Origin of the sequence: Enterobacter sp. 198 (genome assembly GCF_009025585.1) — a bacterium.
GTDB classification, from domain to species: domain Bacteria; phylum Pseudomonadota; class Gammaproteobacteria; order Enterobacterales; family Enterobacteriaceae; genus Enterobacter; species Enterobacter ludwigii.
Window position 1 is genome coordinate 619,301 of record NZ_WCIM01000030.1, and the last position, 23,744, is coordinate 643,044.

Consider the following 23,744-nt stretch of genomic DNA (forward strand, 5'->3'; position numbering starts at 1 on the left):
TATGCCAATTCCATATCCTGACTGGTTGCCACTGGCGCAAAAAGGAAAAACGCCGTCGACCGATACCGGTTTTCGGACGGACCAGCCGGCGGTCGGCGCGCCAATATTTCAGAAACTCACCGATGACCTGAAAACCACTTTCTCTCTTACGTGGATATTCACCCGGGATCAGCATCGGACCTTCATGCAGTGGTTGCGTAGTCCGAACTACCTCGATAACTGCAATCAGTGGTTCACGATGCGCCTCGGTACCGGTACTGGCGACACAGGCCTTGAAGTTCAGGAACTACATTTCCTTTCCTGGCCGACATGGTCGCAGTCCGGCTCCATTTTTACCTGGAGCGGTGATGTTGTCGCGCGAGAACTGGTTAACTCAGATGATGAGTTTGACGACATTATTGTCGAGCTTCCTCCGCCGTGGGGTTCATGGCTCGATATTATCGTCACCGGTTATCCGGATGGACGTGATCCGGAAAGCCTGCCGAGGGTTCCGTAATGCCCACACTGAGAGAATTTCAGAGCCAGAGACCGAACCGGATACTTTACGAGACGATCACCTTCTACAACGAGACGTTTGGATATGTGCGTCTGGTGAACAACCAGATATTCCCCAAAACGCTCGGCGGCCAGGTGTTCACTCCATGCCGGATGGAGCTTACGGAGAGCCAGCAAAGCAATACGCCGGTACTCAACAGCACGGTTAAATTTAGCCGCCTGGCGCAGGACTTTAAACAGAAGCTGAAACTCTGGAAGGCGCATTCACGCATCACGCCTATCTCTGCCACCTATCAGCAGTTCGACGCTGCTGACATGAGTACAGCTATCAAGTCCTGGACGCTCTATGTCAATGACTGCTCGATGGATGACAAGGACGTCACATGTAGCCTCACGCGCATAAATCCGCTTAACCGTAACGTTGGCCGTCTGTATACCGTCGAAGAATACCCGGGGCTTCAGAATGCATAGAGACGAGTTTATCTCTCGAATTGAGGGCGTGCCATGGAGTAACCGGGCGTGCAGTTTCGACGCAGCAGACTGCTGGGGTCTGGTGGTGATGTATTACCGACATGTCCTCGGCATCGAGGTACACCAGACCGCGGACTACGAATCCGGGCGCGACTTCATGACCTGCTATGACGCTGATGTCGTGTTCTGGCAGCGAAGCGAAACATTTTGTGATGAAGGGATCTTCGTGGCCTGGGTTGGCAGCCAGCCTGTGCACGTTGGACTGATTATCGGCGGCCGCGCGCTACACAGTCGCGGGGATAATGGGCATGTCAGGTTCGATGCGATACGGACAATTCAGAAGCTATTCACCAGAGTGGAGTTTTACACTTATGCCGGTAATCGAGATTCAGCGCGTTCCGGGGATGCCGAAGGACCGGGCGGAAGTTGAAGCAGGGACGGTGTTTTATGACTGGCTTGTTCAGGAAAGCTTCCACCGAGATATCCGCATCAACGTTAACGGCAAAGAACTGCAGCCTGAAGAAGAACTGGGCTTTGTTCTTCAGGAAAATGATCGGGTAGTCATTTTTGACCAGCCTAAAAGCGGCGGTCTGATTGGTACCATCCTGAACCCGCTTGAGCACCTCAACCCGATAAAATTTACTCAGAAAGTACTTTCCGGGCTGATGCCGAAAGCAAATGCGGGCGCTGCCGGCGGGAACAGCAAAACGTCGCCAAACAACAGCCTGAAAGGCCAGACCAACATTGCGCGTAATGGCGAAGCCAAGCCTGATAACTTCGGTCAGGTACGTTCGTTCCCGGATCTGGCTCAGGAATCGCTGTTCGAATATATCAGCAACCTGAAATACATTACTGAACTGATGGTGTTCGGGCTGGGGAAATACGACGTTACGTCTGTGCGCTTTTCTGAGTCGAATCTCGGCTCTATGGCCGGGGCGAGCTACACCATTTACCAGCCAGGTGACGTTATCCCGGTAGTGAATGAAGGCTACCAGTTTGATGACGTTGACGGGCAGGAAGTGCCAGGGTTAAACGAGAGCGGCGATTTCCCGGTCGAAACGGCCACTGCAAACACTGTTATCAGCGGTGTCTATGCCGGGGGCCAGATAGCGATGAAAATCGTGAAACAGACATCCTTCGATTACTTTGCCGATCTGACTTTCCCGCACCCGGTGACATTCACCATTAATGTGACGTATCCAATCACTGGCGGTACCAGAACGGAAGACGTAACTCTTTCGGGCAGGCTGATACAGTTTCAGGAAACAAACGACGGCGCAGTGGTTAACCCGACTTATTACTACACCTTCACATTTGACCGTCTGAATGGCCCCGCCATTCCCATTCAGGATGCAACCATCAATACGACAAAGTTCATCCTGAATGATAACGCCGCGCTGATAGTGGGGCCGTTTTTCTCGCCGATTGCATCAAGCCAGTTATGGCTTCACACGCAGTCCGGTCTCGGCGGTAACAGCGAAACAAACTGGAAGGTGACAATCTGGAAAGTCGACGACAGCAACAACCAGATCCCCGGAACAGAACAGGTGTTTACTTACCGCCAGACAACGCCTCATGACTACATGTCTGAGACGTTTAACAGGACTGATAAGCTAATTCCTGCCGGTGGATATGGGCGCTATGCAATCACCTTCCAGAGGACTGATAACAGCAGTGATGCCAGTAAGCTTCAGATTGAAGAAATCCATGCGGTTAACGTGAGGACAAACGTCGTTCACGCTGAAGATTCGCTGGTAATGGTAAAGGTCCGGGCCACTGAAAATGCCACGAGCGGGCGCGACAGGAAATATAACGCGCTGATCACCCGCCACGTCATCAGCTATAACATGACGACGCAGCAGGTAGATTACACGCTCAGGTCGTCACGGAAATTTGCAGATATCGCCCTGTTTAACTGGCTCGTTGTCGGACAGCAGCCGGAGTCGAGTATCGACATTTACGGCCTGTACCAGATACAGGCGGAAATCGACGCAATCGACCCGCGCCTGGGGTATTTCGATTACACCTTTGACGATGAGGATGTGTCGCTCGGATCGCGCATGGAGACCATCTGTGACGCTGCCAGCGTTTCCGTCTATGACGATAACGGTGTGCTGTCATTCACCCGAGACAGCAGGAAAACCTCTGCAGCTACGATATTCAACCGCTCAAACACAAAGCCAGATGGTTACTCGCTTTCTTACGATATGACGCTTCCAGGCGGTTATGACGGCGTTGAAGTGCAGTTCCGTAACCCGGACACCAATAAGCAGGACTTTGTCCGGTACCGGATATCAGGGAGTTCCATCATTGAAGGATCGCCGGCCAAAGCGAAGAAGTTCGAAATGCTCTACGTCAGAAACAGATTCCAGGCGGACGAGCGGGCGCTGCGCGAGTGCAAGAGGCTCATCTTCTCCCGTATGACCATGGCTATTACAGCAATGGCAGATGGCGAGTGGGTGAATATTGGAGACATGGTTCAGGTGCCTGATACATACGATACCAACCAGCAGGCTGGCTATATCGTTTCACGAGTCGGCAATGACTTCGAAACGAGTGAGCGCATCAACTTCTCCGGATCCATGTTTGTGCAGGTCACGGATTCATCCGGCGGCACTACTGCACGATACTCGGCATCTCCGCGCGCTGACACCGCTTTTGGCTTTACTGCTGCCATTCCAGATATTGACCTGAACCTGTTTGACGGCGTTGACGTCCAGTCGCCTTCCAGATACGTCATTGCCACGTCTCAGGAACTGGATGCAGGGCAGTGGACCATCACCGCTAAGCAGCCAGACGGCAAGGGAAGTACCGCATTAACCCTCGCTGAGTATAGCGATCTGATTTACCAATAAGACCTATCCCGACCATCACAACCCGGCCACCGCGCCGGGTTTTTTTATGGAAACAATATGGCTACGCAACCTACTAATCTGCCTGTTCCAAGCGAATCTTATCGCGACCTGAAGTTTAACGCCGGGAAAATTGACGAGTTCGTTACCTCGCTGGTAAACACTTATGTTGACCGGTTCGGGAATGAGCATTACACCATCGAAGGCCTGCGCTGGCTGGCTCAGCAAGCTATTGCGCAGTATGGATGGATCCCTGTAGGTACCTTCCAGGATGGTGCAACGTTAACGTCGCCTAATCAAATCCTGAAAGACACAACCGACGGCGAATACTATCGATGGGATGGCTCATTCCTGCCGTCAGGAAAGTTTGTTCCTAACGGCTCAACACCGGGAACAACTGGTGGCTTTGGGGTGGGGGCATGGATAAGTGTTGGTGATTCCACACTCAGAGCACTCCTTGCTTCAGTAAATGGAGCAACACAAATAGGCACCAGTCATCGCGGGTTATTATCCTCAGATCTTAATGCTATCGACCGCAGACCAGATGGGTATGCAAATGATCCATCTGCCGTGCTGGCTAATGGGCCTGATGTACAAATTAACACCTGGCTTTCGCGAACAGTCCCGATTCTCCCTAACGATTATCAGGTTGTGGACAGTGTAGGTGGCAGTTTAACTATGACCGCAGTTGCGAGGGCTGTACATTCAGAATTCAAGAAAGGATTCACTATCCGAAACTTACGCATCATCGGCAATATTGTTAATGGGCCATCCACTGGCAATGTGGCCTATGGTATACAGTTAGAAGACAGCGAAAACTTTAAAATTCTAGGACTTGACGCGAAACAGTTCAGTGGCTCTATGGAGCTTCTGCGTTGTTCTGATTTTGTTGTAAGAGATGTTTATGCCCGTAACATGCGTTATCACGACAACGTGGCCGCGGGGGGTTACGGCGTGTTGCTCGGTGGTTGCAAGAGGGCATTAATTGACGGCATCAATTTCAGAGCCAGCACAGCAGACGGCGACCTCGGACGTCATGCTTTATACGTGTCGGTAGACCCGGCGGGCAATTTTTGCGAAGACATTATTGTAAAGAACCTCATTGCGTTGTACGTAAATATCGACAATCGAAACATGCCTGCGGCGGTTATTCGTCGCAGTAATCGCTGCATGATTGATGGATTCAACGTTAACGGCCCTAATGGTGGCTTTGGGCTTAATGCCGATAATGGTGTTATCCAGGACCTACAGATTCGTAACGGTCATATGAAAATAATTCAGTATGACGATAATGCTGTATATGGCATCTCAGGTGGAGTTGATGGGCAGCCTAACACTGTAGTTGGTCTGCGTGTAGACAATTATACATTTGAGGGGGAGGTAAAGTCAGGTGTAACCCCTGCGTCCGTGCGTCTTCATGCACTAGCTGTTACGTGCCGTGACAGTTATTTCACTAATACCCGTATTAAAAGTCACGGCAGTGCAAACCCCATCCTGGTACAGCCGGGCGCTTTCAATGTAACATTCGATGGAATCAAGGACTTTGTTTCGGCTGGGAATGCTTCAGGCGCAGCCTTAATACGCTTTATGGGGAGCAATAGTAATATTAAAGTGTTTAACATCGACACCGCCCGTGCGCCATTCGTTGGCCTTGATAATGTCACTGATCTTACAGTTAACTGGGAAAGGTTTGCTCGAATTGTTAGTGCTAACGGAACGGTCACAACTACGGATACAGAATCATTGATAAACACTGTATCTGCAACTGGCACTGGTGAATTAACAGTTTCATTCAAGCCACATGTTACAGCTGATGCCGTGCGAAAATGCACAGTCACTCCTGCTAGTGTTGCAGGTTTGGTGATTCTCCCTGAAATATCCGGTAAAAATCTGATTCTTAGATTCTATAATGGAAGTGGTGCGCTGGTTCCACTTGGGGCATCAATAGTTAGCGCTGATATTAGGCTTCACTCATGATAGAGCGGGCTAAAGCCCGCTTTATTTATTTTAAAATAATAAAAGTATCCCCATTTGCCCGACAGATTTCATACCTATACTTATTAACTAATATATTTTTTGCGCATGCAGATTGTGCCATGCTCTCTTTATCTTTAATTTTTCCATTAATTTCTACATTTCTGAAGCCATATTCTTTAAGGATTAAAGACATAATCCAATGATTAGCAGGGAAATTAATTGATTTTATTATAGGGAATGACCTTTCATTGTTTATGGCTAAATCAGTTGGCTTTGTGCGGCCTGATACAAATATCTTTCCAATGCTTGAGTTAGAGTTTTCTAGATCATTAGCTAACATTAGTGCGGTATTGTAATCCATTTTTATCTGCGAGCTGTATGCATTTGATACTGCCGCAGATGATATAATGGAATAAAGAATAAGGTAAGCAGGAATGATGATAAGCATTGATTTATATGTCGTATATTTATAAGTCAAAAGCACGACCCCAAAGACAAAGAATCCAAATGGTATTGCTACCCTTGGTCCTGCTGGCCACTCGGCGATTATAATAATTAGAATTGATGCTGCTATTAACGCATATGCAGGGTAAGGCGCCATTATCACACCGATCAATTTATGAGGCGCATTAATGTGTTTATTTTTAAAAATAGCAAATGTGTATTTTGCTACGCAATAAATACACAATGCGGACATTACTAAAATAAATACTGTAGTGTATGCCTTTACATATATATCAAACAACTTCATTGAGTTACCAATCATAAAATCAAACCAGTCTTTTCTTTCGAAAACCAATTTGCTTCTACTTGTAGTTACGGAAAACTTTGTGTAAATGCTATATAATATGATAGCAGTTGCAAAATGTAGCGCTGATTTTGCAATGATGTTGTTATTTTCTTTAGATTGCTCACTGTATGCATATGAGAATATAGCCAACACCACAAAGGCAGGTGTCGCTGGCTGATATAACATAAAAGAAACAATCAACATTATTATTGAAGTAATGCTAGATGTAATATTTTTATTTGTATTGATGTAATAAGAATAAACAGATAGCATGATAGCCAACGACATAGGCAAGCAATCATATCTGTACATCATGTTCTGGATATATAAGGGGTTTATCACAGGCAAAGAGCAAATGAGCGCTGATGATAAATTGTATTTCAATTTAAAGATTTTACATAAAATATATGATGTTAAGATGTTAGTCAGGCATGCGAGTAAAATTGTTACTGGGTATACATCTGATGATGTATTAATGCTGAATGATACTAAAGATACAGCTACATCTGAAATTGGCCTTCCAAGACTCCACCATCCTAACATTCCAGTGTTGGCTCTTATAATATCGTCTACATAATAACTTCCAGACAATATTATAGGCATTGCGAACAAAAATGCCATTAATGATAATGTCAGTAAAAACTGCTTTAATGTTAAATCCTTTTTTAAATCAACCATTATTTTTTCACCTTCAGCACATATCGAGGCCTATTTTTAACCTCAACATAAATCCTGCCTATATATTCACCCAGCACTCCAATCCCGATCAGTTGTATGCCGCCAAGGAAAAGAATGGAGACGAGGAGGGATGGGTAACCTCGCACAGCATTACCAAAGGCGAGAGTGTCTATAATCATCCACGCTCCATAAATGAAAGCCACTCCAGCAACCAGTAAGCCTATGTAAGTCCACATGCGCAGAGGGAAGGTTGAAAAGCTAGTTATCCCCTCAAGCGCCAGGTTCCATAGTTTCCATCCGTTGAATTTTGTGCTGCCTGCAACGCGTTCTGCGCGGGCATATTCAACGACATCTGTACGGCCGCCAACCCAGCTCAGGACGCCCTTCATAAACAAGTTACGCTCTGGCATGAGCTTAATGTTTTCCACCACCTGGCGAGACATCAGACGGAAGTCGCCAACGTTCTCTTCGATCTGCGGATTGCTGATTTTGTTGTGCAGCTTGTAGAACCATTCAGCGGTTTTTCGTTTCAGCCTACCATCGGTAGAGCGATCTGAACGCTTGGCTAGCACCATGTCTGCACCGTCCTGCCATTTCTCTATCAGGTGCGGAATGACCTCAATTGGGTCCTGCAGGTCTACGTCAATCGGAATGATTGCTTCACCGGTAGCGTGGTCCAGTCCGGCAAACAGCGCAGGCTCTTTCCCGAAGTTGCGAGTGAATGACAGTGGAACCACGAGCGGATCAGCGATAGCAATCGCGTTAATGATGGATTCTGTAGCGTCTTTGCTGCCGTCGTTGATGAAGACTATTTCCACTTCATGTTGCTGAAGACCTTCAAATTCGCGCACTGTTTTATAGAAGATCGGAATTGCTTCCTCTTCATTAAATACCGGAACGACCAGAGAAATTTTCATTTCGCATCCCTAAAGACAATGAACTTTGAATAGATGAAACCGCACACCAGACTGATGGCGGAGAAAAGAATTAGAGTCACGATCGGAGCCATACCGGACTTATCTGCAGCCCAACCAACTGCCGCGCTCAGCGAGCCCATAAACCCGACATAGAGCATGTAGCGCATGGTCGTTGTAGAAGACTTGAAGGTGAATCTGGCATTTGCAAAGAAGCTAAATGACACCGCCACTACAAATCCGGCGAAGTTCGCCAGAGCTTGCCCTGTGTGGAAAACGTAAATAGAAATAGCGAACACAACCCAGTGAATGAGCGTGTTGATAACACCGATTGATGTGTACCTGGCGAATAGCTTTAACATTATATAAATCAGTCAATTCGGAAAGGTCTGAAGTTTAGCACCAGATGATCACTTGATCGACCCTCAAAATTAACGATACTGTATATGCATACAGTTAAAATCGGAGGTGCATCATGGGTTTCCCATCGCCAGCAGCAGACTACGTTGAAGAACGCATATCGCTCGACAAGCGCCTTATCGCGCATCCGGCAGCCACGTACATGATGATTGCTGGCGCGACATATCTGCGCGCCGGGATCATGAAGGGCGCTATGCTTATTGTCGACTCGTCGTTGACGCCGAAAGACGGTTCTCTTCTGGTGTGCACACTTGATGGCGAGTTCAGGATAATGCGCTACAGGACGCATCCTCAGCCTTATCTGGAAAACCCTGAAAATGGAAGGAGGGAGCCGCTACCATCGAAGGACGAAGTGTCGGATACATCGCGGCCGGTGTTTGGGGTGATCACCTACAGTATCAACGATGCGCGTTCGGGCGAGTTCGACGACTGCCCGGTGATGTGATGGGGCATATGTGGGGCATGAAACAGCACTCGCTCTAAGGTGAACTTAGACGACTAATGTTTTCGACGACTCTAACCATCTGTTATTTAGTGCGCTCTTGGACGATCTTTGTCGTTTATGAAAAATGTATGCTCATGTGATGGGGATGCAGGTTTAAGTATTGAAATGGCTTACAGAGATTTCAAGCGTAGTTTCTTATATAAAGAAAGTTTACAGGATTACTTATGTTACCAAGAGTTCACGTCGTTAACTCATCACAAGGTAGCTTTCTGACCTTTGGCAATGATGTCATTTCCAATCACCTCTTTACCCAAGACAACTGGGAAAACTGGCTTTTTGCTATTACAGGTGAATTCACCAGAGAGTTCGATAAGCCTATAGTATTCGATCTCGGTGCAAATTTGGGGGCGTATACCGTACCTACAGCGCTCATGCTGAATCAGCAAAATGGTCATGTTTATTCCTTTGAACCACAAAAGGTTGTGTATTATCAGCTCTGCGGAAATATTTTCCTCAATCGCCTCAACAATGTAACAGCCCTGAACAAAGGGGTTGGAGCGGCAAATGGGATACTTGAATTGCCAGTGCCTGACTACCACAAAATGTATAACGTCGGTGGTTTTTCCATGATTGAACAATATCGTTCAAACACGGGAGTAGAGGCAGCGATGAGCGATGAAAAAGATGTAGTACAACTAATCAAACTCGATGATCTTTTGTTTGAACAGAAAACTCGATTTTTGAAGATTGATGTTGAAGGTCTGGAACTGGATGTTTTAAAAGGTGCCGTCGGATTCCTCGAGCATAATAATTTTCCACCCTTCTCTTTCGAAGCATGGGACTTACCATGGTTTAATGAACAGCGTGAGGCACTGCTGACTTTTATTCTTGAGCTGGGGTACACAGTAGAACACGTTCAGTTTGATGATTATCTGGCTCATCATCCTAAAAACGAAGCGAAAGTTGATTTCATCCGTGATCAAAATGAGCAGCTAACTCGCGTCGTACGTGTGGCATAGGGGTTATGAGTTATCTGCAATAGTGAATTCGGATGCCATAAAGAGTTCTCGCTAGAGTTGCGCGCGTTTTAATGCCAAAATGAATTTTTTCATTAACCTGGATTTTTCATGAAAAAGTTAGCATTAACAGGCGCTCTGATAATCCTTGCCGGGTGTGTCCAGGTGGATAACTATCAAGATGTGATCAAACATCCTGTCCCGGCAGATCTGGCAGGATACTGGCAGTCAAAAGGGCCGCAGAGCAGCCTGGTCAGTCCTGAAGCGATTGCCACGCTGGTGGTGACGGAGGAGGGCGATACGCTGGACTGCCGCCAGTGGCAGCGTGTGATTGCCGTGCCTGGTAAGATCATGCTGCGTTCAGACAGCTATTACAACGTCACGCGCAAGCTGGATATCTATCCGCTAGATCGCGACGGCACAACGCTTGAGTATGACGGTATGGAGCTGCAAAAGGTTGACCGCCCAACGGTGGAGTGTGCGGACTACCTGAGCAAGAATTCGCTCAAGAGTAACCTTCCTTAACTTTTTTTGCCGGGTAAGGCGAAGCCACCACCCGGCGCTGTTTCTACAACGCATCCTCAATCACCCACACGCTGACGCTTCCACCTTTGCAGGTAAAGGTGCCTTCGCCATCCGCCGCGGTGGTGACCGTTTCTTCGCGATTGCCGAGAAAATCACGCCACGTTTTGTTGCCGTAGTTTTCACCCAGACAAATCACTTTCTCGCCGTCATCGCCATTCGACATCACCACCACACAGCCAGGATCGTCTTCGGTGCCGCTGCGGCTGAAGGCGATACAGTTTGGGTGATCGAAGAACAGCGTCTGCACGCCGTGGGCAAAACGCTGGCGGGCGAGGATCAGCTCGTGAAGCTGCTCGATGACCGGCATATCAATATGGTAGGTTTCGCCGTCACCGCCCGTATCGTCATAGCTGGCACCGAATAAATCCGGATAAAAGACGCTGGGCACTCCGTTTTCACGCAGCAGGATCAGGGCATAGGCCAGCGGTTTAAACCACGCTTCAACCGGCGCTTCCAGTGCCTGCAAAGGCTGAGTGTCATGGTTGGCAACCAGAGTTACTGCATGGAACGGATCGGCTTCGACCAGGGTGCCGGTAAAGATTTGGCTCATGTCGTATTCCCGACCCTGGCGCGATGCTTCGTGGAATTTCATCTGCAGGGGGGCATCGAACAGCATCGTCTTGCCATCGACCTGGTCAATATAGGCCTGCAGTTTATCCACTTCGTGGGACCAGTATTCCGCCACGATAAACAACGGTTGCGTTGCGACTTCCTGAACGTGCTCAATCCACTCCTTATAAAACCAGGCGGGAATGTGTTTGACGGCGTCCAGACGAAAACCGTCACAGCCAGTTTGTTCCATGACCCAGCGGGCCCAGTACTTGATTTCCTCGGTGACGGCATGGTTGCGAAAATCAATGTTTTCGCCCATCAGGTAATCAAAATTACCCATCTCATCATCAACCTGGTCGTTCCAGCCTTCACCGGTGTAGTCGTTGACGATTTTAAAAATGCCGTCTTCATCGGGGTTTTCAATATGGTCGACGCCGCTGAAGCATTTGTAATCCCAGATAAACTGCGAATATTGCCCGGCACGGGCAGGGAAGGTGTAGCGTGTCCAGGCTTCACACTCAATGATCTCATCGTCGATCTGCGTGCGATCCTGTTCGTTGACGCGCTGAACGCGGACGGGTTCTTTCTCGTCAGCGCCCATTTTGTGGTTAACCACCACGTCAAGGAGGACGGCGATCTCATTACTTTTGAGTGCGTCGATAGCCTCCAGCAGCTGAGCTTTGTCACCGTACTTGGTGGCGACGCTGCCTTTCTGGTCAAACTCACCGAGGTCGAAAAGATCGTAAGTGTCGTATCCGACCGAGTACCCGCCGGATGCGCCTTTACAGGCTGGCGGCAACCAGATCATATTGATGCCGATTTCGTTAAGATTGGGGGCTAACGCCGTGACCTCTCGCCACAATTCACCGCCCGCAGGGTAATACCAGTGAAAACATTGTAACAGGGTGGGGTTTTTCATCGTCCGTGCTCCAGAAGCCGTTTGGCAGACTTCTGGAGTATGGATGAAGAAATCATAATTGTGTGTCGCGGGTCAAACTTTCTGGATAAAGAATATTTCCTGACAGCTTTCCATAAGTAGATGTTATGGATTGCTGTTTACCGGTTTGATCAATAAGATGGCGGAGCTCTTCCATGCGCATAGCCAGTAACTCTTTAAGTTCGCTTTCATTTTTAAGCACATTTTCAAGCAACAATCTGGCCTGTTCGATATGAAGCTGCGGTGCTGATGTTATCGGATTCTGCGATATATGTTCAATAAGTTGAACATAAGTAATTTCATGTGTGATTAGATCGTCCCACTGACCGGCTTTAGCCAGCTTAAGCATGGAAAGGCTGAGGTTATGTAGCGCCTGCCAGGCGCTAAGTACAGAGTTGGGGGTGTTCATTAAAGATTATCCTGGTGAGAGGAGACATTAGAGCCAATTTGTTTCCACGCGTCAGCAATGTTATTCAATAATTCCTCAACTTCGACGATAGCCCCTTCGTCATTACGTAAATTAGCATATAACAGACGACGAATCATATAGTCATACAGTGCTGCAAGGTTCGCGGAAAGCGGACCTTCGATCTCCATATTCAAGCCAGCCTTTAAACCGTTGTCGATGATATTTATTGCTTTCGACAGTGCTTCACCTTTTTCGGCAATACGATTCTCGTTGAGGAAAAGCCGGGCACGGACAAGGGCACTGAGTGCCCCGTCAAATAGCATGGTCACAAGTTGATGCGGATTTGCACTCATTACCGCACTTTCAAGACCAATTTGTTGATATGCACGCGCACCAATTTGTGAGTACATAAATATTCCTTAACTGCTGGAAGAACTGAATTGCTGTTTCAGATAGGTAGATGTATTGTTCATTTTGCTCATCAACGTATCCAGATTAGTGAATTGCGCTTTATATCGCGCCATTGTGGCTTCTATGTTGGCTTCCATCGCATCATAACGGTTATCAAGCGTTTTCAGGGTCGTGTTAATACCGTCGGTCGCATTTTTGATAATCCCTTCTTTACCGACGGTCGTGCTCAACATATTGGTGAGCGTCGTGCCCATTTGTGTCGCAAGCCCGGTTGTCTTCCCGTCGCCTGTAAAATATTCCTGGACCGCTTCTGGATTATCCGTTAACGCTTTGCTCAATTTGGTCGAGTCAACTTTAAGATTGCCTAACGAACCGTCTGCACCCGTGGCAGTATCTTGTGTCACACCCAGTTGAGCCAGGATTGCATAAGAGCCTGACTGCACCTCAGTTAATAATCCACGTAATTGTGACTGCACCGAGCGTACCGTACTATCGCCAATTAAAGCGCCATTATTTGCGGACTGGCTTTCACCGGCATCAACCTTTACATATTTCGTGACGGACGTAATTGTCGACTGTAAAGCATTATAAGCCGTTACCCAGTCAGTGATGGCTTTCTGAGTGGTGTCAGCAGCGCGGGTAACATTCAGATTTTCACTGCTCGTGCTTTCATTTTTTAGGCTCAGGGTAATACCCGGCAGTGCATCAGTGATAGTGTTAGTTGAACGCTCAATCGTAATGTCGTTGATAATAACTTGCGAGTTTTGAGATGCCGTTTGTTGATTCATCACCCCTGTGTGGGTTGATGAATCATATCCAATGATACTCTGTAATGTGCTATCGCCCGTCACGCTCACCGTCATATCATTTGCTGTACCAGATGTTTTTGATGTCAGCATTAAGGTGTAGTCACCGTCTTTCGCTTTAATGACCGTAGCCGTTACGTTTCCGTTCGCTTTATTGATCGCACTAGCGATTCCATTTAACGAGGTATCGGAATCATCAAGTGTAACGGTTAACGGCTTTGTCGAGCCTGCTTGTCCAATGGTAATAGTACGGGTTCCACCCGTTGTTGTGCCAAGTTGCGAGGTCGCGCTAGTCTGGCTGGCAGTGGTCAGCACCTGCGCTTTTGCCAACGATTTGACCTGAACGGTATAGCTACCGACGGTGGCGCCCGTGGCTGTGGTTGCCGTGAAGGAGTTATTGGTTGATCCTACGGCTGTTGCGTTCCATGTGTCAGTTTTAGAAAGCGCTGCAGTAGCGGTATTGAGCGTTTGCATCGCACTTTGCAGCTTACTGAACGCACTGAGCTGCGCGTTATAAGAGGTTTGCTGATTCGTTATTGTCGTTAATTTTGTTTTTTCAGCGTTTTCAAGATTCGTGTAGAGCGTCTGTAGATCCAAACCTGAGCCTACGCCAAGACTACTGATTGTTGCACTTGCCATTAGATTGTTTCCTTTAGTCAATGGTAGTTTCAGCTAGTTATCGGCGGCATAGGAAAATAGTTTAACCATTAGCTAAGAAAATTATCGGCTGAATAAGCGGTATTCTCCTCAGCATATACCCTCTTCGTTAACGGTATGAAGGATGCAGCCCTGGGATATTGCTTATGGCCCTAAAAGGCTGAACACCATAAACCATTCTTTTTTTGGTATGACGATGTGAATTTATGTCTTTAAAATCAAAAAATTAAAAAAAAATCAATGAAAATTCTAAAGTCTTCAAAACGTTCGTCGATAACCTTTTTGACGGTGAGAGACGCCGTGAGTGTTAAGCACCGACCCTAGAATCCAATTTGAAGGAATTAAATTATGTCAGTAATCAATACTAACCTGTTATCCCTGTCTACTCAGAACAACCTGAACAAATCTCAGTCTGCTCTGGGTACCGCGATTGAGCGTCTGTCTTCTGGCCTGCGTATCAACAGCGCTAAAGACGATGCTGCTGGTCAGGCGATTGCTAACCGCATGAATTCTCAGATCAAGGGCATGACTCAGGCTGCTCGTAACGCCAACGATGGCATCTCTATGATTCAGACTGCTGAAGGCAACCTGAACGAAATTAACACCAACTTGCAGCGTATCCGTGAACTGTCTGTACAGGCAGCAAACGGCACCAACCAAGACACTGACATGACCTCCATCAACACCGAGATCAACCAGCGTCTGTCTGAAATCGACCGTATCGCAGGTGCTGCAAACTTCAACGGTAAAAACCTGCTGGATGGTTCTCAGAGCGGCGGCGTAACCATTCAGGTTGGTGCAAACACCAAAACTGGCGATACCATCAGCATCGGTTCTGACTCTCTGATCAATGCTAAGCTCAGCTCTCTTGCATCCGGTACTGCCCTGTCCGGCGGCACGGCATCTATCAGCGACAACACCACTGCAAAAGCGGTTATTGATGCAGTTGATACTGCTCTTAAAGGTATCGACGGTGCACGTAGCAACCTGGGTGCAATGCAGAACCGTTTCGAATCTACCGTTAACAACCTGAACAACTCAGTAACTAACTTGTCTGCAGCACAGTCTCGTATCCAGGATGCTGACTATGCAACCGAAGTGTCTAACATGTCACGAGCACAGATCTTGCAACAGGCTGGTACTTCTGTTCTGTCTCAGGCAAACCAGGTTCCTCAGTCTATGCTGTCTCTGCTGCGTTAATTCTTACGCCCTTGATATTCAAAAACCCGGCGTTGCCGGGTTTTTGTTATATTGCCCAACTCCACTTAAATGTTGATAGACTTGAAAATATTATGCGCAAAATTTTACTTACCATTGACAGGTTTGAACACTACGGTCAACACGAGAGTATCTTTTTTGATCTGATAGAATATTTTCATCGTCACAACTGGCAGGTCGATGTTTTTGCCAAAACCACGGGTCGGTATTGGCTCAACAATTTGAATATTATAAATGAAAATAAAACCATTCGCTTGTTGGAACAACCCGATGGTAAGTTGCACGCTTTCTACGATCTGATATGGATATTTAACGGCTATATTCCCGCCGAGCTGAACACGACTTTTATGCAAGGAGACTGGGTTTCCAGGGTCTTCTTCCATCACTTTTACAGTTATGCTGATTATGATTTACCCTACGGCGCTGATGTGGAAAATGCGCTTTCCACCACCAGTTTTGCCTGTTCTACCGCCAGTTATGTCCGCTTAGTTGAAAAGGGAATTAAACAACCGCGCATCAAGATTTTCCCGCTCACTGTTAATAATCAATTTGCATCTGCCACAGGTGTCTTCACTGATAAACTCGAAAAAGCACTGCTGATCTCTACTGGATATAATAAAAATTTAGTTGAGCTCATCGAGTCATTCCAGACCAGAAATATTGAACTGGATTACTATAATCTCGACTCTGCGCCTGGTCCTGTAACGCCAGAGCTGCTGTCACAATATCAGCTTATTATTGGTGATGAAGCCCGAGTTGTACTTGCCATGAGTATGGGGATACCGGTTTTGATATCAGACGGTATTTCCTCACACGGTTATCTGACAGAAGCAAACCTGCTGGAACGCAATGATTATCATTTTGCGCTGACAGGTGCTCCCAAAATCGTTAACCGAAACCGCTGGATAAAAGAGATCCTTGACGGTTACTCGCAGGCAGCCCACTGGGCCTGGGAATACCGGGCTGAAGCAAACGCGCAGCTTTCTTTAGACTCCTGTGTTGGACGGATACTCGATCGTCTGCCTGCGCCAAAAGTATTAAAGATTTCGCAAGAACAGCACCGCAATCTCGAGTTTCACCGCAAGGTTATGGACAGTTTCGGGGAAGAAACAACGCGGTCAGTCAGTAGCTGGATGAATGAAAGAAAACCGACGCCATTGCGTTCCGCAATTATAGGTACGTTGCTTCAGTCTTTCCCTGCCTGCGCTAGTATTTCGGTCATAATCATCGATCGTGAGGGCGACCGCGATAAGCTGCATGCGAGTTTACGCTCTGTTAATAACCAGACATTAAGCGCCGACTCACTCATTGTAGTAGGAAAGCAACCATCGCATTGTATTACTGACGATCCGATAATACGCTTCGTGGGTGATCTGAATCTGGCGGTGGACGGGATCGCATCCGCTAATTTGCTCATTATGGAGTCGGGCGATACCCTGGAAGAGCATGCGTTACTTACCTGTGCCGAGTTTACCATGCGGGATCCGCAGAAGGAGTTTTGGTATTTTGATGAACTCGTTATTCGTGATGATAAGGAAGATGGCTTAATTCTGAAGCCGGAATGCGATATAGATATGTTGCGTGCGCATCCTTATATCGGCTCCAGTGTCTTTATTTCTATAGATGCATTACGTCGCCACAATGGATTTAATCCTGACTGCCTATATCTCAGTCATATCGATCTTTGCTGGAAATTAATTGAAGAAAAAGGACAGTTCGCGGTCGGTCATATTCCTGAGGCGTTGATCGCCAGAGCCATCAGTATGAACGAATGGTGTAAAAACCCCGCTATCATTGATGAAATGAAAATCATCACCGCCGCACATCTCTCACGCTGCGGCATACATGCAACGATCGCATCCGGCGAAGAGCCTGGCGTCCAGTTCGTGACGTATCAACTCCCCGCCATCGCGAAGGTGTCGGTGATTATTCCGACCAAGGACCGTCTGGTATTGCTCCAACGCTGTATTGATTCTTTGATGGAGAAAACGGCGTACCATCAGTATGAAATTATCATTGTTGATAATGGTTCAACCGATGAGGATGCGAGAAGATATCTGGATCAGCTGGAGTCGATGCAGCTGGCGCAAATTAGAGTTCTGCGCTGGGATGCTGCGTTCAACTTTGCCGCTATCAACAACTACGCTAGCCGTTATGCAACAGGTGAGTACCTGTTGTTCATGAACAATGATGTTGAAATTCACGATGGCAACTGGATGGGGGCTTTACTCGAACTCACTCAACGCCCGGAAGTCGGTATTGTCGGGAGTAAACTTGAATATCCGGATGGTACGCTGGAGCATGGTGGGTATATTACAGGCATCAATGACGGCGTGATTGTCTGTGGGAAAGGGAGCTCTCCGGATGACAGTGGCTTCCTTAGCCGACTGAAAATCCCTCGGGGCGCTCATGCAGTAAGTGCCGCATGCATGATGGTGCGTAAAGACGTATTTGATGAGCTTGGCGGATTCGACGAAGAGAATTTCCCGATCTACTACGCTGACGTTGATTTGGCATTAAAAGCGAAAGCGCAAGGGTATATCACCCTGTGGACACCGTTTAGCCGAGTTAAGCACCTTGGTGGAGCTTCGCGTTTGTTCCCTGAAAAATTTGCAGTCGCTACACATGCGGATGAAGCATGCAATGATGCGTTGTTGGAGAAATGGGGAGCAGAACTGGCGCGTGATCCTTATTACAATCCAAATATGAATCGTCTCGGGTCGACATTTAGCCTGAACACCCGCATGTCGCGCTTACCGCATGCGCTGCCAGGAAAGCCGTTACCTGTGATCATGGGTACCCACATTAACTGGACCGGATGCGGTAATTATCGCGTCATTAAACCTCTTGGTGCGCTTCAGCAAGAGTTGAAGGCTGATGGCGGATTGATCCTCGGCCTGCCTACGGTGATGGAAGTGGCGCAGTTTCAGCCCGATCGCCTGATTCTTGAAGTGCCTATCGCCGATGATATTCCCCAGACAGTACAACGCTATCGTCAGGTCTGTAATGCCAAAATTATTATGGAATTTGATGATTACTATTTAGACGTCCCGGAGAAAAATATCTTCAGGGAGAATGTACCAAAAGACATCCAGAATCGACTGACCTCGGCTCTGGCCCTGGCTGACTGGGTTGTCGTGTCAACTGAGCCGTTAGCTGAAGCCTATTCTCGTTTTCATTCGGATATCCGCGTGGCTAAAAATCGCCTGGATATGGAACTGTGGGGGAACCTCAAGTCCGCTAAGCGCCGCGGTAAAAAACCGCGTGTAGGTTGGGCGGGGGGGGCGAGCCATACGGGCGATCTCGAAATATTATTACCGATCATTTCTGAATTAAAAGATGAAGTGGAATGGGTGTTTATGGGGATGAAGCCTGAGGGCGTCGCGTGCGAATTCCATTTGCCTGTGCCTTTTGAGCATTATCCGCAAAAGCTGAGTGAACTTGACCTTGATCTGGCATTGGTCCCGCTCGAACAGAATCGATTTAACGAATGTAAAAGTAATCTTCGTCTCTTAGAACTGGGAAGTTGCGGATTCCCCATTATCTGCACGGATATCGAGCCTTATCGCTGTGGCCTGCCCGTTCATCGGGTAAAAAATACGCCTAAAGCGTGGATTTCTGCTGTTCGTGAATACATTCACGACTGGAACGCGCTTGACAGGGCTGGTGAAGAACTGCGCAAAGCAGTGCATCGCGACTGGATGTTAAGAGAGGGCGGTCTGAATGATTGGCAGCGCGCCTGGATAGGCTAATGCTTGTACCCAAGCGGAAGAGCGCCAGAAACTGGCGGTGTCTGAAACGAAGAATAGGTAAATGATGTATGTATCAGGGTGGAAAAATTGGTGTGGGGATCGTCACTTATAATCGTAAAGACGGTTTGCTTAAATTATTAAACTCTCTTCCGCGCCAATGTATAGATGAACTGGTCATTATTAATGATGGACAACATTTCCCTGAGTATTCAGCTCTGGATTGCCACTATATTTTGAATGAAGAGAATCTTGGGGTAGGGGGCAGCAAAAATCTGGCGCTATCTTACCTGCGAGAAAAGGGCGTTGATCACTATTTCCTCATTGAGGATGACTTGTTTGTCAAACGGAATGATGTTTTTCATCGCTACATTGAAATGTCCCGTCTCACAGGGGTACAACACTTCAATTTTAGTCAGCATGGGTTACTGAATGTTAATCAGCAGGGGCAGCCACTCGTGCGGATGCGCTGCGATTATGCCGGTGAAAAACTATTTATGTTCCCTTCCTGTGTCGGGGCATTTAGCTACTACACCGCGCTGGCGCTTGATACGGTGGGGCTCATGGACGAACGTTTCTATAATGCGCTTGAACATGTTGACCATACCATTGCGGTCATAGATGCCGGCATGCATCCTCCGTTCGGTTATTTTGCAGATATAGCAGATTCACAAGACTATATTGGCGATGAGGGATGGAGCACTAAGCAATCTACAATTTCAGGCGAGCTCACTTTCAGAGCAATAGTTACAGTTGCTTTGCAACGGTTTAAACAAAAGCGTGGTTTCTTGCCTGCAGATATTACTATTGAGAACACAAAGAAAGTTACCCGGATACTGGAAAAAATCCATAGCAAATATGCAGTTAAACACTAAAGGGTACAATAAAACATTCAGCAAGCCAGTAGTGGAAAAACGACTGGCTGCAGAATTTCCTGTTCTAATCTCAAAATAACCCCTCATTTCACCCATTATTCATCCAATTGAACGCCCTGCAGAATCGGATAATCATGCCGATAACTCAACTAACGCAGGGCTGTTTATCGTGAATTCACTCTATACCGCTGAAGGTGTAATGGATAAACACTCGCTGTGGCAGCGTTATGTCCCACTGGTGCGTCACGAAGCATTGCGCCTCCAGGTGCGTTTGCCGGCGAGCGTGGAACTTGACGATCTGCTACAGGCGGGCGGTATCGGGTTATTGAATGCAGTTGACCGATACGACGCTCTGCAAGGAACGGCATTTACGACTTACGCAGTTCAGCGTATTCGTGGTGCGATGCTGGATGAGCTGCGCAGCCGCGACTGGGTGCCGCGCAGTGTTCGCCGCAACGCGCGCGAAGTGGCGCATGCGATGGGGCAGCTGGAACAGGAACTGGGACGTAACGCAACGGAAACAGAAGTGGCGGAACGTCTTGGCATTGCTGTTGAAGAGTATCGTCAGATGTTGCTCGATACCAATAATAGCCAACTCTTCTCTTATGACGAGTGGCGAGAAGAGCATGGCGATAGCATCGAGCTGGTGACGGATGAGCATCAGCAAGAAAACCCGTTACACCATTTAATGGAAGGTAATTTACGCCAGCGCGTAATGGAAGCGATTGAGGCTTTACCTGAGCGCGAACAGCTGGTGTTGACCCTCTATTATCAGGAAGAGCTTAATCTCAAAGAGATTGGCGCTGTTCTGGAAGTGGGGGAGTCTCGGGTGAGCCAGTTGCACAGCCAGGCCATTAAACGTTTACGCACAAAGCTGGGTAAGTTATAGGTGATTGATTCACCTGAAAAATGCCGCACAACGTATTGACAACCAGGAGTTATCATGACGGTGCAGCAATCTAAAAGACGGCCTTTAAGCCGCTACCTGAAAGACTTTAAACACAGCCAGACGCATTGCGCCCACTGTAACAAGTTACTCGATCGTATCACGCTGGTTCGTCGAGGCGAAATCGTTAATAAGATCGCGATTTCACGCCTCGACACGTTGATGGATGAAGCAGCATGGCTCGAAGAACAAAAAGAGTGGGTGGCGCTTTGCCGTTTCTGCGGTGATCTCCACTGCAAAGAGCAAAGCGACTTCTTCGACATTATCGGCTTCAAACAATTCCTGTTTGAACAAACGGAGATGAGCCACGGAACCGTACGCGAATATGTCGTCCGCCTGCGCCGTCTCGGACAACATCTCACCGTGAACAACATCTCCCGCGATCTGCTGAAGACCGGCTATCTGGATGAGAATCTTGAGCCGTGGCTGCCTGCGACCAGCACCAACAACTACCGCATTGCGCTGCGCAAGTATGCACAATATAAGGTACAAATGCCGGGTGTGATAAAGCAGAAAGCCCACGCTGGAACAACTTCTGATATATATTAAAAAAGAATAAGATGTAGCGCAGTCGCCTTTGACCTTGCAGGTGATTTCTCTACACTACTCAAAAATTCCACTATATCGGGGTATTTATGAAATTAGCACTTCTGGCTCGTCAGGCGCTGATGGGTGTAATGGCAGTCGCGCTGGTCGCGGGTATGAGCGTGAAAACGTTCGCCGCAGAAAATCTGCTGAATAAAGTGAAAGAGCGCGGTACGCTGCTGGTCGGGCTGGAAGGAACCTATCCTCCATTCAGCTTCCAGGGCGATGACGGTAAACTCACCGGTTTTGAAGTGGAATTTGCACAGGAACTGGCGAAACACCTTGGCGTGAAAGCCTCCATCAAACCGACCAAATGGGACGGTATGCTGGCATCGCTGGATTCCAAACGTATTGATGTGGTGATTAACCAGGTGACCATTTCTGACGAGCGTAAGAAGAAGTATGATTTCTCCACGCCGTACACCGTGTCCGGTATCCAGGCGCTGGTGAAGAAAGGTAACGAAGGCACCATCAAAACGGCCGCTGACCTGAAAGGCAAAAAAGTCGGTGTCGGTCTGGGAACCAACTATGAAGAGTGGCTGCGCCAGAACGTTCAGGGTGTGGATATCCGCACTTACGATGATGACCCGACAAAATACCAGGATCTCCGCGTAGGTCGTATTGATGCGATTCTGGTTGACCGTCTGGCCGCGCTGGATCTGGTGAAGAAAACCAACAATACCCTGGCGGTAGCCGGTGATGCGTTCTCTCGTCAGGAATCCGGTGTAGCCGTTCGTAAAGGCAACGACGACCTGGTTAAAGCGATTGACTCCGCGATTGCTGACATGCAAAAAGACGGCAGCCTGAAAGCCCTTTCTGAGAAGTGGTTCGGGGCAGACGTCACGAAATAAGTCTTTGACGTTAAAAAAAGGCGCTTTTAAAAGCGCCTTTTTTATTTCTTACGCGTCTGCGTGCATAATGAAAAATATCACCTTGAGTCTGTGTTACCGGAGAACCCATGTCACTACAGAATTTAACGCGCTTTCCCCGCCTGGAGTTTATCGGCGCGCCGACTCCGCTGGAGTATCTGCCGCGATTTTCTGACTATTTAGGACGCGATATTTTTATTAAGCGCGATGACGTAACGCCGATGGCGATGGGGGGCAATAAGCTGCGTAAGCTGGAGTTTCTGGCCGCTGACGCCCTGCGTGAAGGCGCGGATACGCTCATTACCGCAGGTGCCATTCAGTCTAACCATGTCCGCCAGACCGCCGCGGTGGCCGCAAAGCTGGGTCTCCACTGTGTGGCATTACTGGAAAACCCAATTGGAACGCAAGCAGAAAACTATCTGACTAACGGCAACCGTCTGCTGCTGGATCTGTTTAACGTACAAGTCGAAATGGTCGAGGCATTAACCGACCCGACCGCACAACTTGATGAACTGGCGACGCGTCTGGAAGCGCAGGGTTTTCGTCCCTACGTTATTCCTGTCGGCGGCTCGAATGCGCTGGGCGCGCTGGGGTATGTGGAAAGTGCGCTGGAGATTGCCCAGCAATGCGAGGGCGCGGTCAATCTCTCCTCTGTCGTTGTTGCTTCCGGCAGTGCAGGTACCCACGCAGGGCTGGCCGTTGGTCTGGAGCAATTATTACCCGATGTCGAGCTTATTGGCGTGACGGTATCGCGTAGCGTCGCGGACCAGAAGCCGAAAGTGGTCACCTTACAGCAGGCGGTGGCAGAGCAACTGGCGTTGAAGGCAACGGCTGATATCCAGCTCTGGGACGACTATTTTGCACCAGGCTACGGCACGCCTAATGAAGAGGGGATGGACGCGGTGAAATTGCTGGCGCGCCTCGAGGGTATCCTGCTTGATCCCGTGTATACGGGCAAAGCGATGGCCGGTCTTATCGATGGCATTGAACAGAAGCGCTTTAAGGATGAAGGGCCGATTTTGTTTGTTCACACCGGCGGGGCACCTGCGCTGTTTGCCTACCATCCTCATGTCTAAAATCAGGTCGA

Annotated in this window: 22 protein-coding genes; 15 read left to right on the forward strand and 7 right to left on the reverse strand. The window is 48.0% G+C overall.

Annotation, left to right across the window (positions count from 1 at the left end; all coding sequences use genetic code 11):
• The first annotated feature begins 1 nt into the window (after position 1).
• Genes F8561_RS21215 through F8561_RS24485 form a run of 5 tightly spaced genes read left to right on the forward strand, consistent with a single transcriptional unit; the run spans position 2 to position 5,795 of the window.
• Positions 2 to 496 (forward strand): hypothetical protein, encoded by a 495-nt coding sequence (locus F8561_RS21215; RefSeq protein WP_151887909.1) that lies wholly within the window; start codon positions 2 to 4, stop codon positions 494 to 496.
• The gene (locus F8561_RS21220) at positions 496 to 966 is read left to right on the forward strand and encodes a hypothetical protein (RefSeq protein WP_151887910.1); all 471 of its coding nucleotides are present in this window, start codon (positions 496 to 498) and stop codon (positions 964 to 966) included. Before F8561_RS21215 ends, F8561_RS21220 begins: the two co-directional genes overlap by 1 nt.
• Complete coding sequence (locus F8561_RS21225; RefSeq protein ID WP_151887911.1) at positions 959 to 1,396, forward strand: NlpC/P60 family protein; 438 nt, start codon at positions 959 to 961, stop codon at positions 1,394 to 1,396. The genes F8561_RS21220 and F8561_RS21225 overlap by 8 nt, the downstream gene beginning before the upstream one ends.
• A complete protein-coding gene (locus F8561_RS21230; protein WP_151887912.1) occupies positions 1,338 to 3,821 on the forward strand; it encodes a MoaD/ThiS family protein in 2,484 nt (827 codons plus the stop codon). The genes F8561_RS21225 and F8561_RS21230 overlap by 59 nt, the downstream gene beginning before the upstream one ends.
• Before the next feature lie 57 nt (positions 3,822 to 3,878).
• The gene (locus tag F8561_RS24485) at positions 3,879 to 5,795 is read left to right on the forward strand and encodes a hypothetical protein (protein ID WP_226778096.1); all 1,917 of its coding nucleotides are present in this window, start codon (positions 3,879 to 3,881) and stop codon (positions 5,793 to 5,795) included.
• Positions 5,796 to 5,820: 25 nt separating this feature from the next.
• On the opposite strand, the gene F8561_RS21240 is transcribed toward F8561_RS24485, so the two are convergent.
• From F8561_RS21240 to F8561_RS21250, 3 genes are read right to left on the reverse strand one after another with little or no spacing between them, the layout of a single operon-like run.
• Positions 5,821 to 7,263 carry a glucosyltransferase domain-containing protein gene (locus F8561_RS21240; protein WP_151887913.1) on the reverse strand — a complete coding sequence of 481 codons (1,443 nt, stop codon included), beginning with the start codon at positions 7,261 to 7,263 and terminating at the stop codon, positions 5,821 to 5,823.
• Positions 7,263 to 8,180 carry a glycosyltransferase family 2 protein gene (locus tag F8561_RS21245; RefSeq protein ID WP_151887914.1) on the reverse strand — a complete coding sequence of 306 codons (918 nt, stop codon included), beginning with the start codon at positions 8,178 to 8,180 and terminating at the stop codon, positions 7,263 to 7,265. The genes F8561_RS21240 and F8561_RS21245 overlap by 1 nt, the downstream gene beginning before the upstream one ends.
• Positions 8,177 to 8,539, reverse strand: a complete 363-nt coding sequence (locus F8561_RS21250) for a GtrA family protein (protein WP_151887915.1) — start codon at positions 8,537 to 8,539, stop codon at positions 8,177 to 8,179. The genes F8561_RS21245 and F8561_RS21250 overlap by 4 nt, the downstream gene beginning before the upstream one ends.
• Before the next feature lie 113 nt (positions 8,540 to 8,652).
• On the opposite strand from F8561_RS21250, the gene F8561_RS21255 reads away from it, so the two are divergent.
• The 3 genes from F8561_RS21255 to yedD all read left to right on the forward strand — a co-directional run bounded on the left by F8561_RS21255 (position 8,653) and on the right by yedD (position 10,583).
• Positions 8,653 to 9,042, forward strand: coding sequence for a S24 family peptidase (locus F8561_RS21255; RefSeq protein ID WP_151887916.1), 390 nt, complete (start codon positions 8,653 to 8,655; stop codon positions 9,040 to 9,042).
• A 224-nt stretch (positions 9,043 to 9,266) separates the two neighbouring features.
• Positions 9,267 to 10,061 carry an FkbM family methyltransferase gene (locus tag F8561_RS21260; RefSeq protein WP_149376753.1) on the forward strand — a complete coding sequence of 265 codons (795 nt, stop codon included), beginning with the start codon at positions 9,267 to 9,269 and terminating at the stop codon, positions 10,059 to 10,061.
• A gap of 108 nt (positions 10,062 to 10,169) precedes the next feature.
• Entirely contained in the window at positions 10,170 to 10,583 is a 414-nt protein-coding gene (gene yedD, locus F8561_RS21265) for a lipoprotein YedD (protein ID WP_025203809.1), read from the forward strand.
• Positions 10,584 to 10,626: 43 nt separating this feature from the next.
• Here yedD and amyA read toward each other — a convergent pair whose 3' ends face one another.
• From amyA to fliD, 4 genes are read right to left on the reverse strand one after another with little or no spacing between them, the layout of a single operon-like run.
• The gene (gene amyA / locus F8561_RS21270; RefSeq protein ID WP_020883341.1) at positions 10,627 to 12,114 is read right to left on the reverse strand and encodes an alpha-amylase; all 1,488 of its coding nucleotides are present in this window, start codon (positions 12,112 to 12,114) and stop codon (positions 10,627 to 10,629) included.
• A gap of 52 nt (positions 12,115 to 12,166) precedes the next feature.
• Positions 12,167 to 12,541 (reverse strand): flagella biosynthesis regulatory protein FliT, encoded by a 375-nt coding sequence (gene fliT, locus F8561_RS21275; RefSeq protein ID WP_025203811.1) that lies wholly within the window; start codon positions 12,539 to 12,541, stop codon positions 12,167 to 12,169.
• A complete protein-coding gene (gene fliS / locus F8561_RS21280) occupies positions 12,541 to 12,951 on the reverse strand; it encodes a flagellar export chaperone FliS (RefSeq protein WP_025203812.1) in 411 nt (136 codons plus the stop codon). Before fliS ends, fliT begins: the two co-directional genes overlap by 1 nt.
• 9 nt (positions 12,952 to 12,960) lie before the next feature.
• The gene (gene fliD, locus F8561_RS21285) at positions 12,961 to 14,397 is read right to left on the reverse strand and encodes a flagellar filament capping protein FliD (protein WP_149376754.1); all 1,437 of its coding nucleotides are present in this window, start codon (positions 14,395 to 14,397) and stop codon (positions 12,961 to 12,963) included.
• Between the two features lie 366 nt (positions 14,398 to 14,763).
• On the opposite strand from fliD, the gene F8561_RS21290 reads away from it, so the two are divergent.
• The 7 genes from F8561_RS21290 to dcyD all read left to right on the forward strand — a co-directional run bounded on the left by F8561_RS21290 (position 14,764) and on the right by dcyD (position 23,733).
• Entirely contained in the window at positions 14,764 to 15,615 is an 852-nt protein-coding gene (locus F8561_RS21290) for a flagellin domain-containing protein (RefSeq protein WP_025203814.1), read from the forward strand.
• Between the two features lie 92 nt (positions 15,616 to 15,707).
• Positions 15,708 to 19,385: a glycosyltransferase gene (locus F8561_RS21295; protein ID WP_149376755.1), complete on the forward strand. Its 3,678-nt coding sequence runs from the start codon at positions 15,708 to 15,710 to the stop codon at positions 19,383 to 19,385.
• Between the two features lie 68 nt (positions 19,386 to 19,453).
• A complete protein-coding gene (locus tag F8561_RS21300) occupies positions 19,454 to 20,257 on the forward strand; it encodes a glycosyltransferase (protein ID WP_149376756.1) in 804 nt (267 codons plus the stop codon).
• A 169-nt stretch (positions 20,258 to 20,426) separates the two neighbouring features.
• Positions 20,427 to 21,146 (forward strand): RNA polymerase sigma factor FliA, encoded by a 720-nt coding sequence (locus tag F8561_RS21305; RefSeq protein WP_014170714.1) that lies wholly within the window; start codon positions 20,427 to 20,429, stop codon positions 21,144 to 21,146.
• A 54-nt stretch (positions 21,147 to 21,200) separates the two neighbouring features.
• Positions 21,201 to 21,752: a flagella biosynthesis regulatory protein FliZ gene (gene fliZ, locus F8561_RS21310; protein ID WP_014170713.1), complete on the forward strand. Its 552-nt coding sequence runs from the start codon at positions 21,201 to 21,203 to the stop codon at positions 21,750 to 21,752.
• 86 nt (positions 21,753 to 21,838) lie between these two features.
• The gene (gene tcyJ, locus F8561_RS21315; protein WP_151887917.1) at positions 21,839 to 22,639 is read left to right on the forward strand and encodes a cystine ABC transporter substrate-binding protein; all 801 of its coding nucleotides are present in this window, start codon (positions 21,839 to 21,841) and stop codon (positions 22,637 to 22,639) included.
• 107 nt (positions 22,640 to 22,746) lie between these two features.
• Positions 22,747 to 23,733, forward strand: coding sequence for a D-cysteine desulfhydrase (gene dcyD, locus F8561_RS21320; RefSeq protein WP_126487925.1), 987 nt, complete (start codon positions 22,747 to 22,749; stop codon positions 23,731 to 23,733).
• Positions 23,734 to 23,744 lie beyond the last annotated feature (11 nt).

What these genes read in the sequence shown, in the direction of transcription:
- F8561_RS21290 (WP_025203814.1), top strand. Translation starts at nt 14,764, where the DNA reads ATGTCAGTAATCAATACTAACCTGTTATCCCTGTCTACTCAGAACAAC.
- fliT (WP_025203811.1), bottom strand. Translation starts at nt 12,541, where the DNA reads ATGAACACCCCCAACTCTGTACTTAGCGCCTGGCAGGCGCTACATAAC.
- amyA (WP_020883341.1), bottom strand. Translation starts at nt 12,114, where the DNA reads ATGAAAAACCCCACCCTGTTACAATGTTTTCACTGGTATTACCCTGCG.
- F8561_RS21220 (WP_151887910.1), top strand. Translation starts at nt 496, where the DNA reads ATGCCCACACTGAGAGAATTTCAGAGCCAGAGACCGAACCGGATACTT.
- fliS (WP_025203812.1), bottom strand. Translation starts at nt 12,951, where the DNA reads ATGTACTCACAAATTGGTGCGCGTGCATATCAACAAATTGGTCTTGAA.
- F8561_RS21250 (WP_151887915.1), bottom strand. Translation starts at nt 8,539, where the DNA reads ATGTTAAAGCTATTCGCCAGGTACACATCAATCGGTGTTATCAACACG.
- F8561_RS21295 (WP_149376755.1), top strand. Translation starts at nt 15,708, where the DNA reads ATGCGCAAAATTTTACTTACCATTGACAGGTTTGAACACTACGGTCAA.
- F8561_RS21225 (WP_151887911.1), top strand. Translation starts at nt 959, where the DNA reads ATGCATAGAGACGAGTTTATCTCTCGAATTGAGGGCGTGCCATGGAGT.
- F8561_RS21260 (WP_149376753.1), top strand. Translation starts at nt 9,267, where the DNA reads ATGTTACCAAGAGTTCACGTCGTTAACTCATCACAAGGTAGCTTTCTG.
- F8561_RS21240 (WP_151887913.1), bottom strand. Translation starts at nt 7,263, where the DNA reads ATGGTTGATTTAAAAAAGGATTTAACATTAAAGCAGTTTTTACTGACA.
- tcyJ (WP_151887917.1), top strand. Translation starts at nt 21,839, where the DNA reads ATGAAATTAGCACTTCTGGCTCGTCAGGCGCTGATGGGTGTAATGGCA.
- F8561_RS21245 (WP_151887914.1), bottom strand. Translation starts at nt 8,180, where the DNA reads ATGAAAATTTCTCTGGTCGTTCCGGTATTTAATGAAGAGGAAGCAATT.
- F8561_RS24485 (WP_226778096.1), top strand. Translation starts at nt 3,879, where the DNA reads ATGGCTACGCAACCTACTAATCTGCCTGTTCCAAGCGAATCTTATCGC.
- yedD (WP_025203809.1), top strand. Translation starts at nt 10,170, where the DNA reads ATGAAAAAGTTAGCATTAACAGGCGCTCTGATAATCCTTGCCGGGTGT.
- fliD (WP_149376754.1), bottom strand. Translation starts at nt 14,397, where the DNA reads ATGGCAAGTGCAACAATCAGTAGTCTTGGCGTAGGCTCAGGTTTGGAT.
- dcyD (WP_126487925.1), top strand. Translation starts at nt 22,747, where the DNA reads ATGTCACTACAGAATTTAACGCGCTTTCCCCGCCTGGAGTTTATCGGC.
- F8561_RS21215 (WP_151887909.1), top strand. Translation starts at nt 2, where the DNA reads ATGCCAATTCCATATCCTGACTGGTTGCCACTGGCGCAAAAAGGAAAA.
- F8561_RS21230 (WP_151887912.1), top strand. Translation starts at nt 1,338, where the DNA reads ATGCCGGTAATCGAGATTCAGCGCGTTCCGGGGATGCCGAAGGACCGG.
- F8561_RS21300 (WP_149376756.1), top strand. Translation starts at nt 19,454, where the DNA reads ATGTATCAGGGTGGAAAAATTGGTGTGGGGATCGTCACTTATAATCGT.
- fliZ (WP_014170713.1), top strand. Translation starts at nt 21,201, where the DNA reads ATGACGGTGCAGCAATCTAAAAGACGGCCTTTAAGCCGCTACCTGAAA.
- F8561_RS21255 (WP_151887916.1), top strand. Translation starts at nt 8,653, where the DNA reads ATGGGTTTCCCATCGCCAGCAGCAGACTACGTTGAAGAACGCATATCG.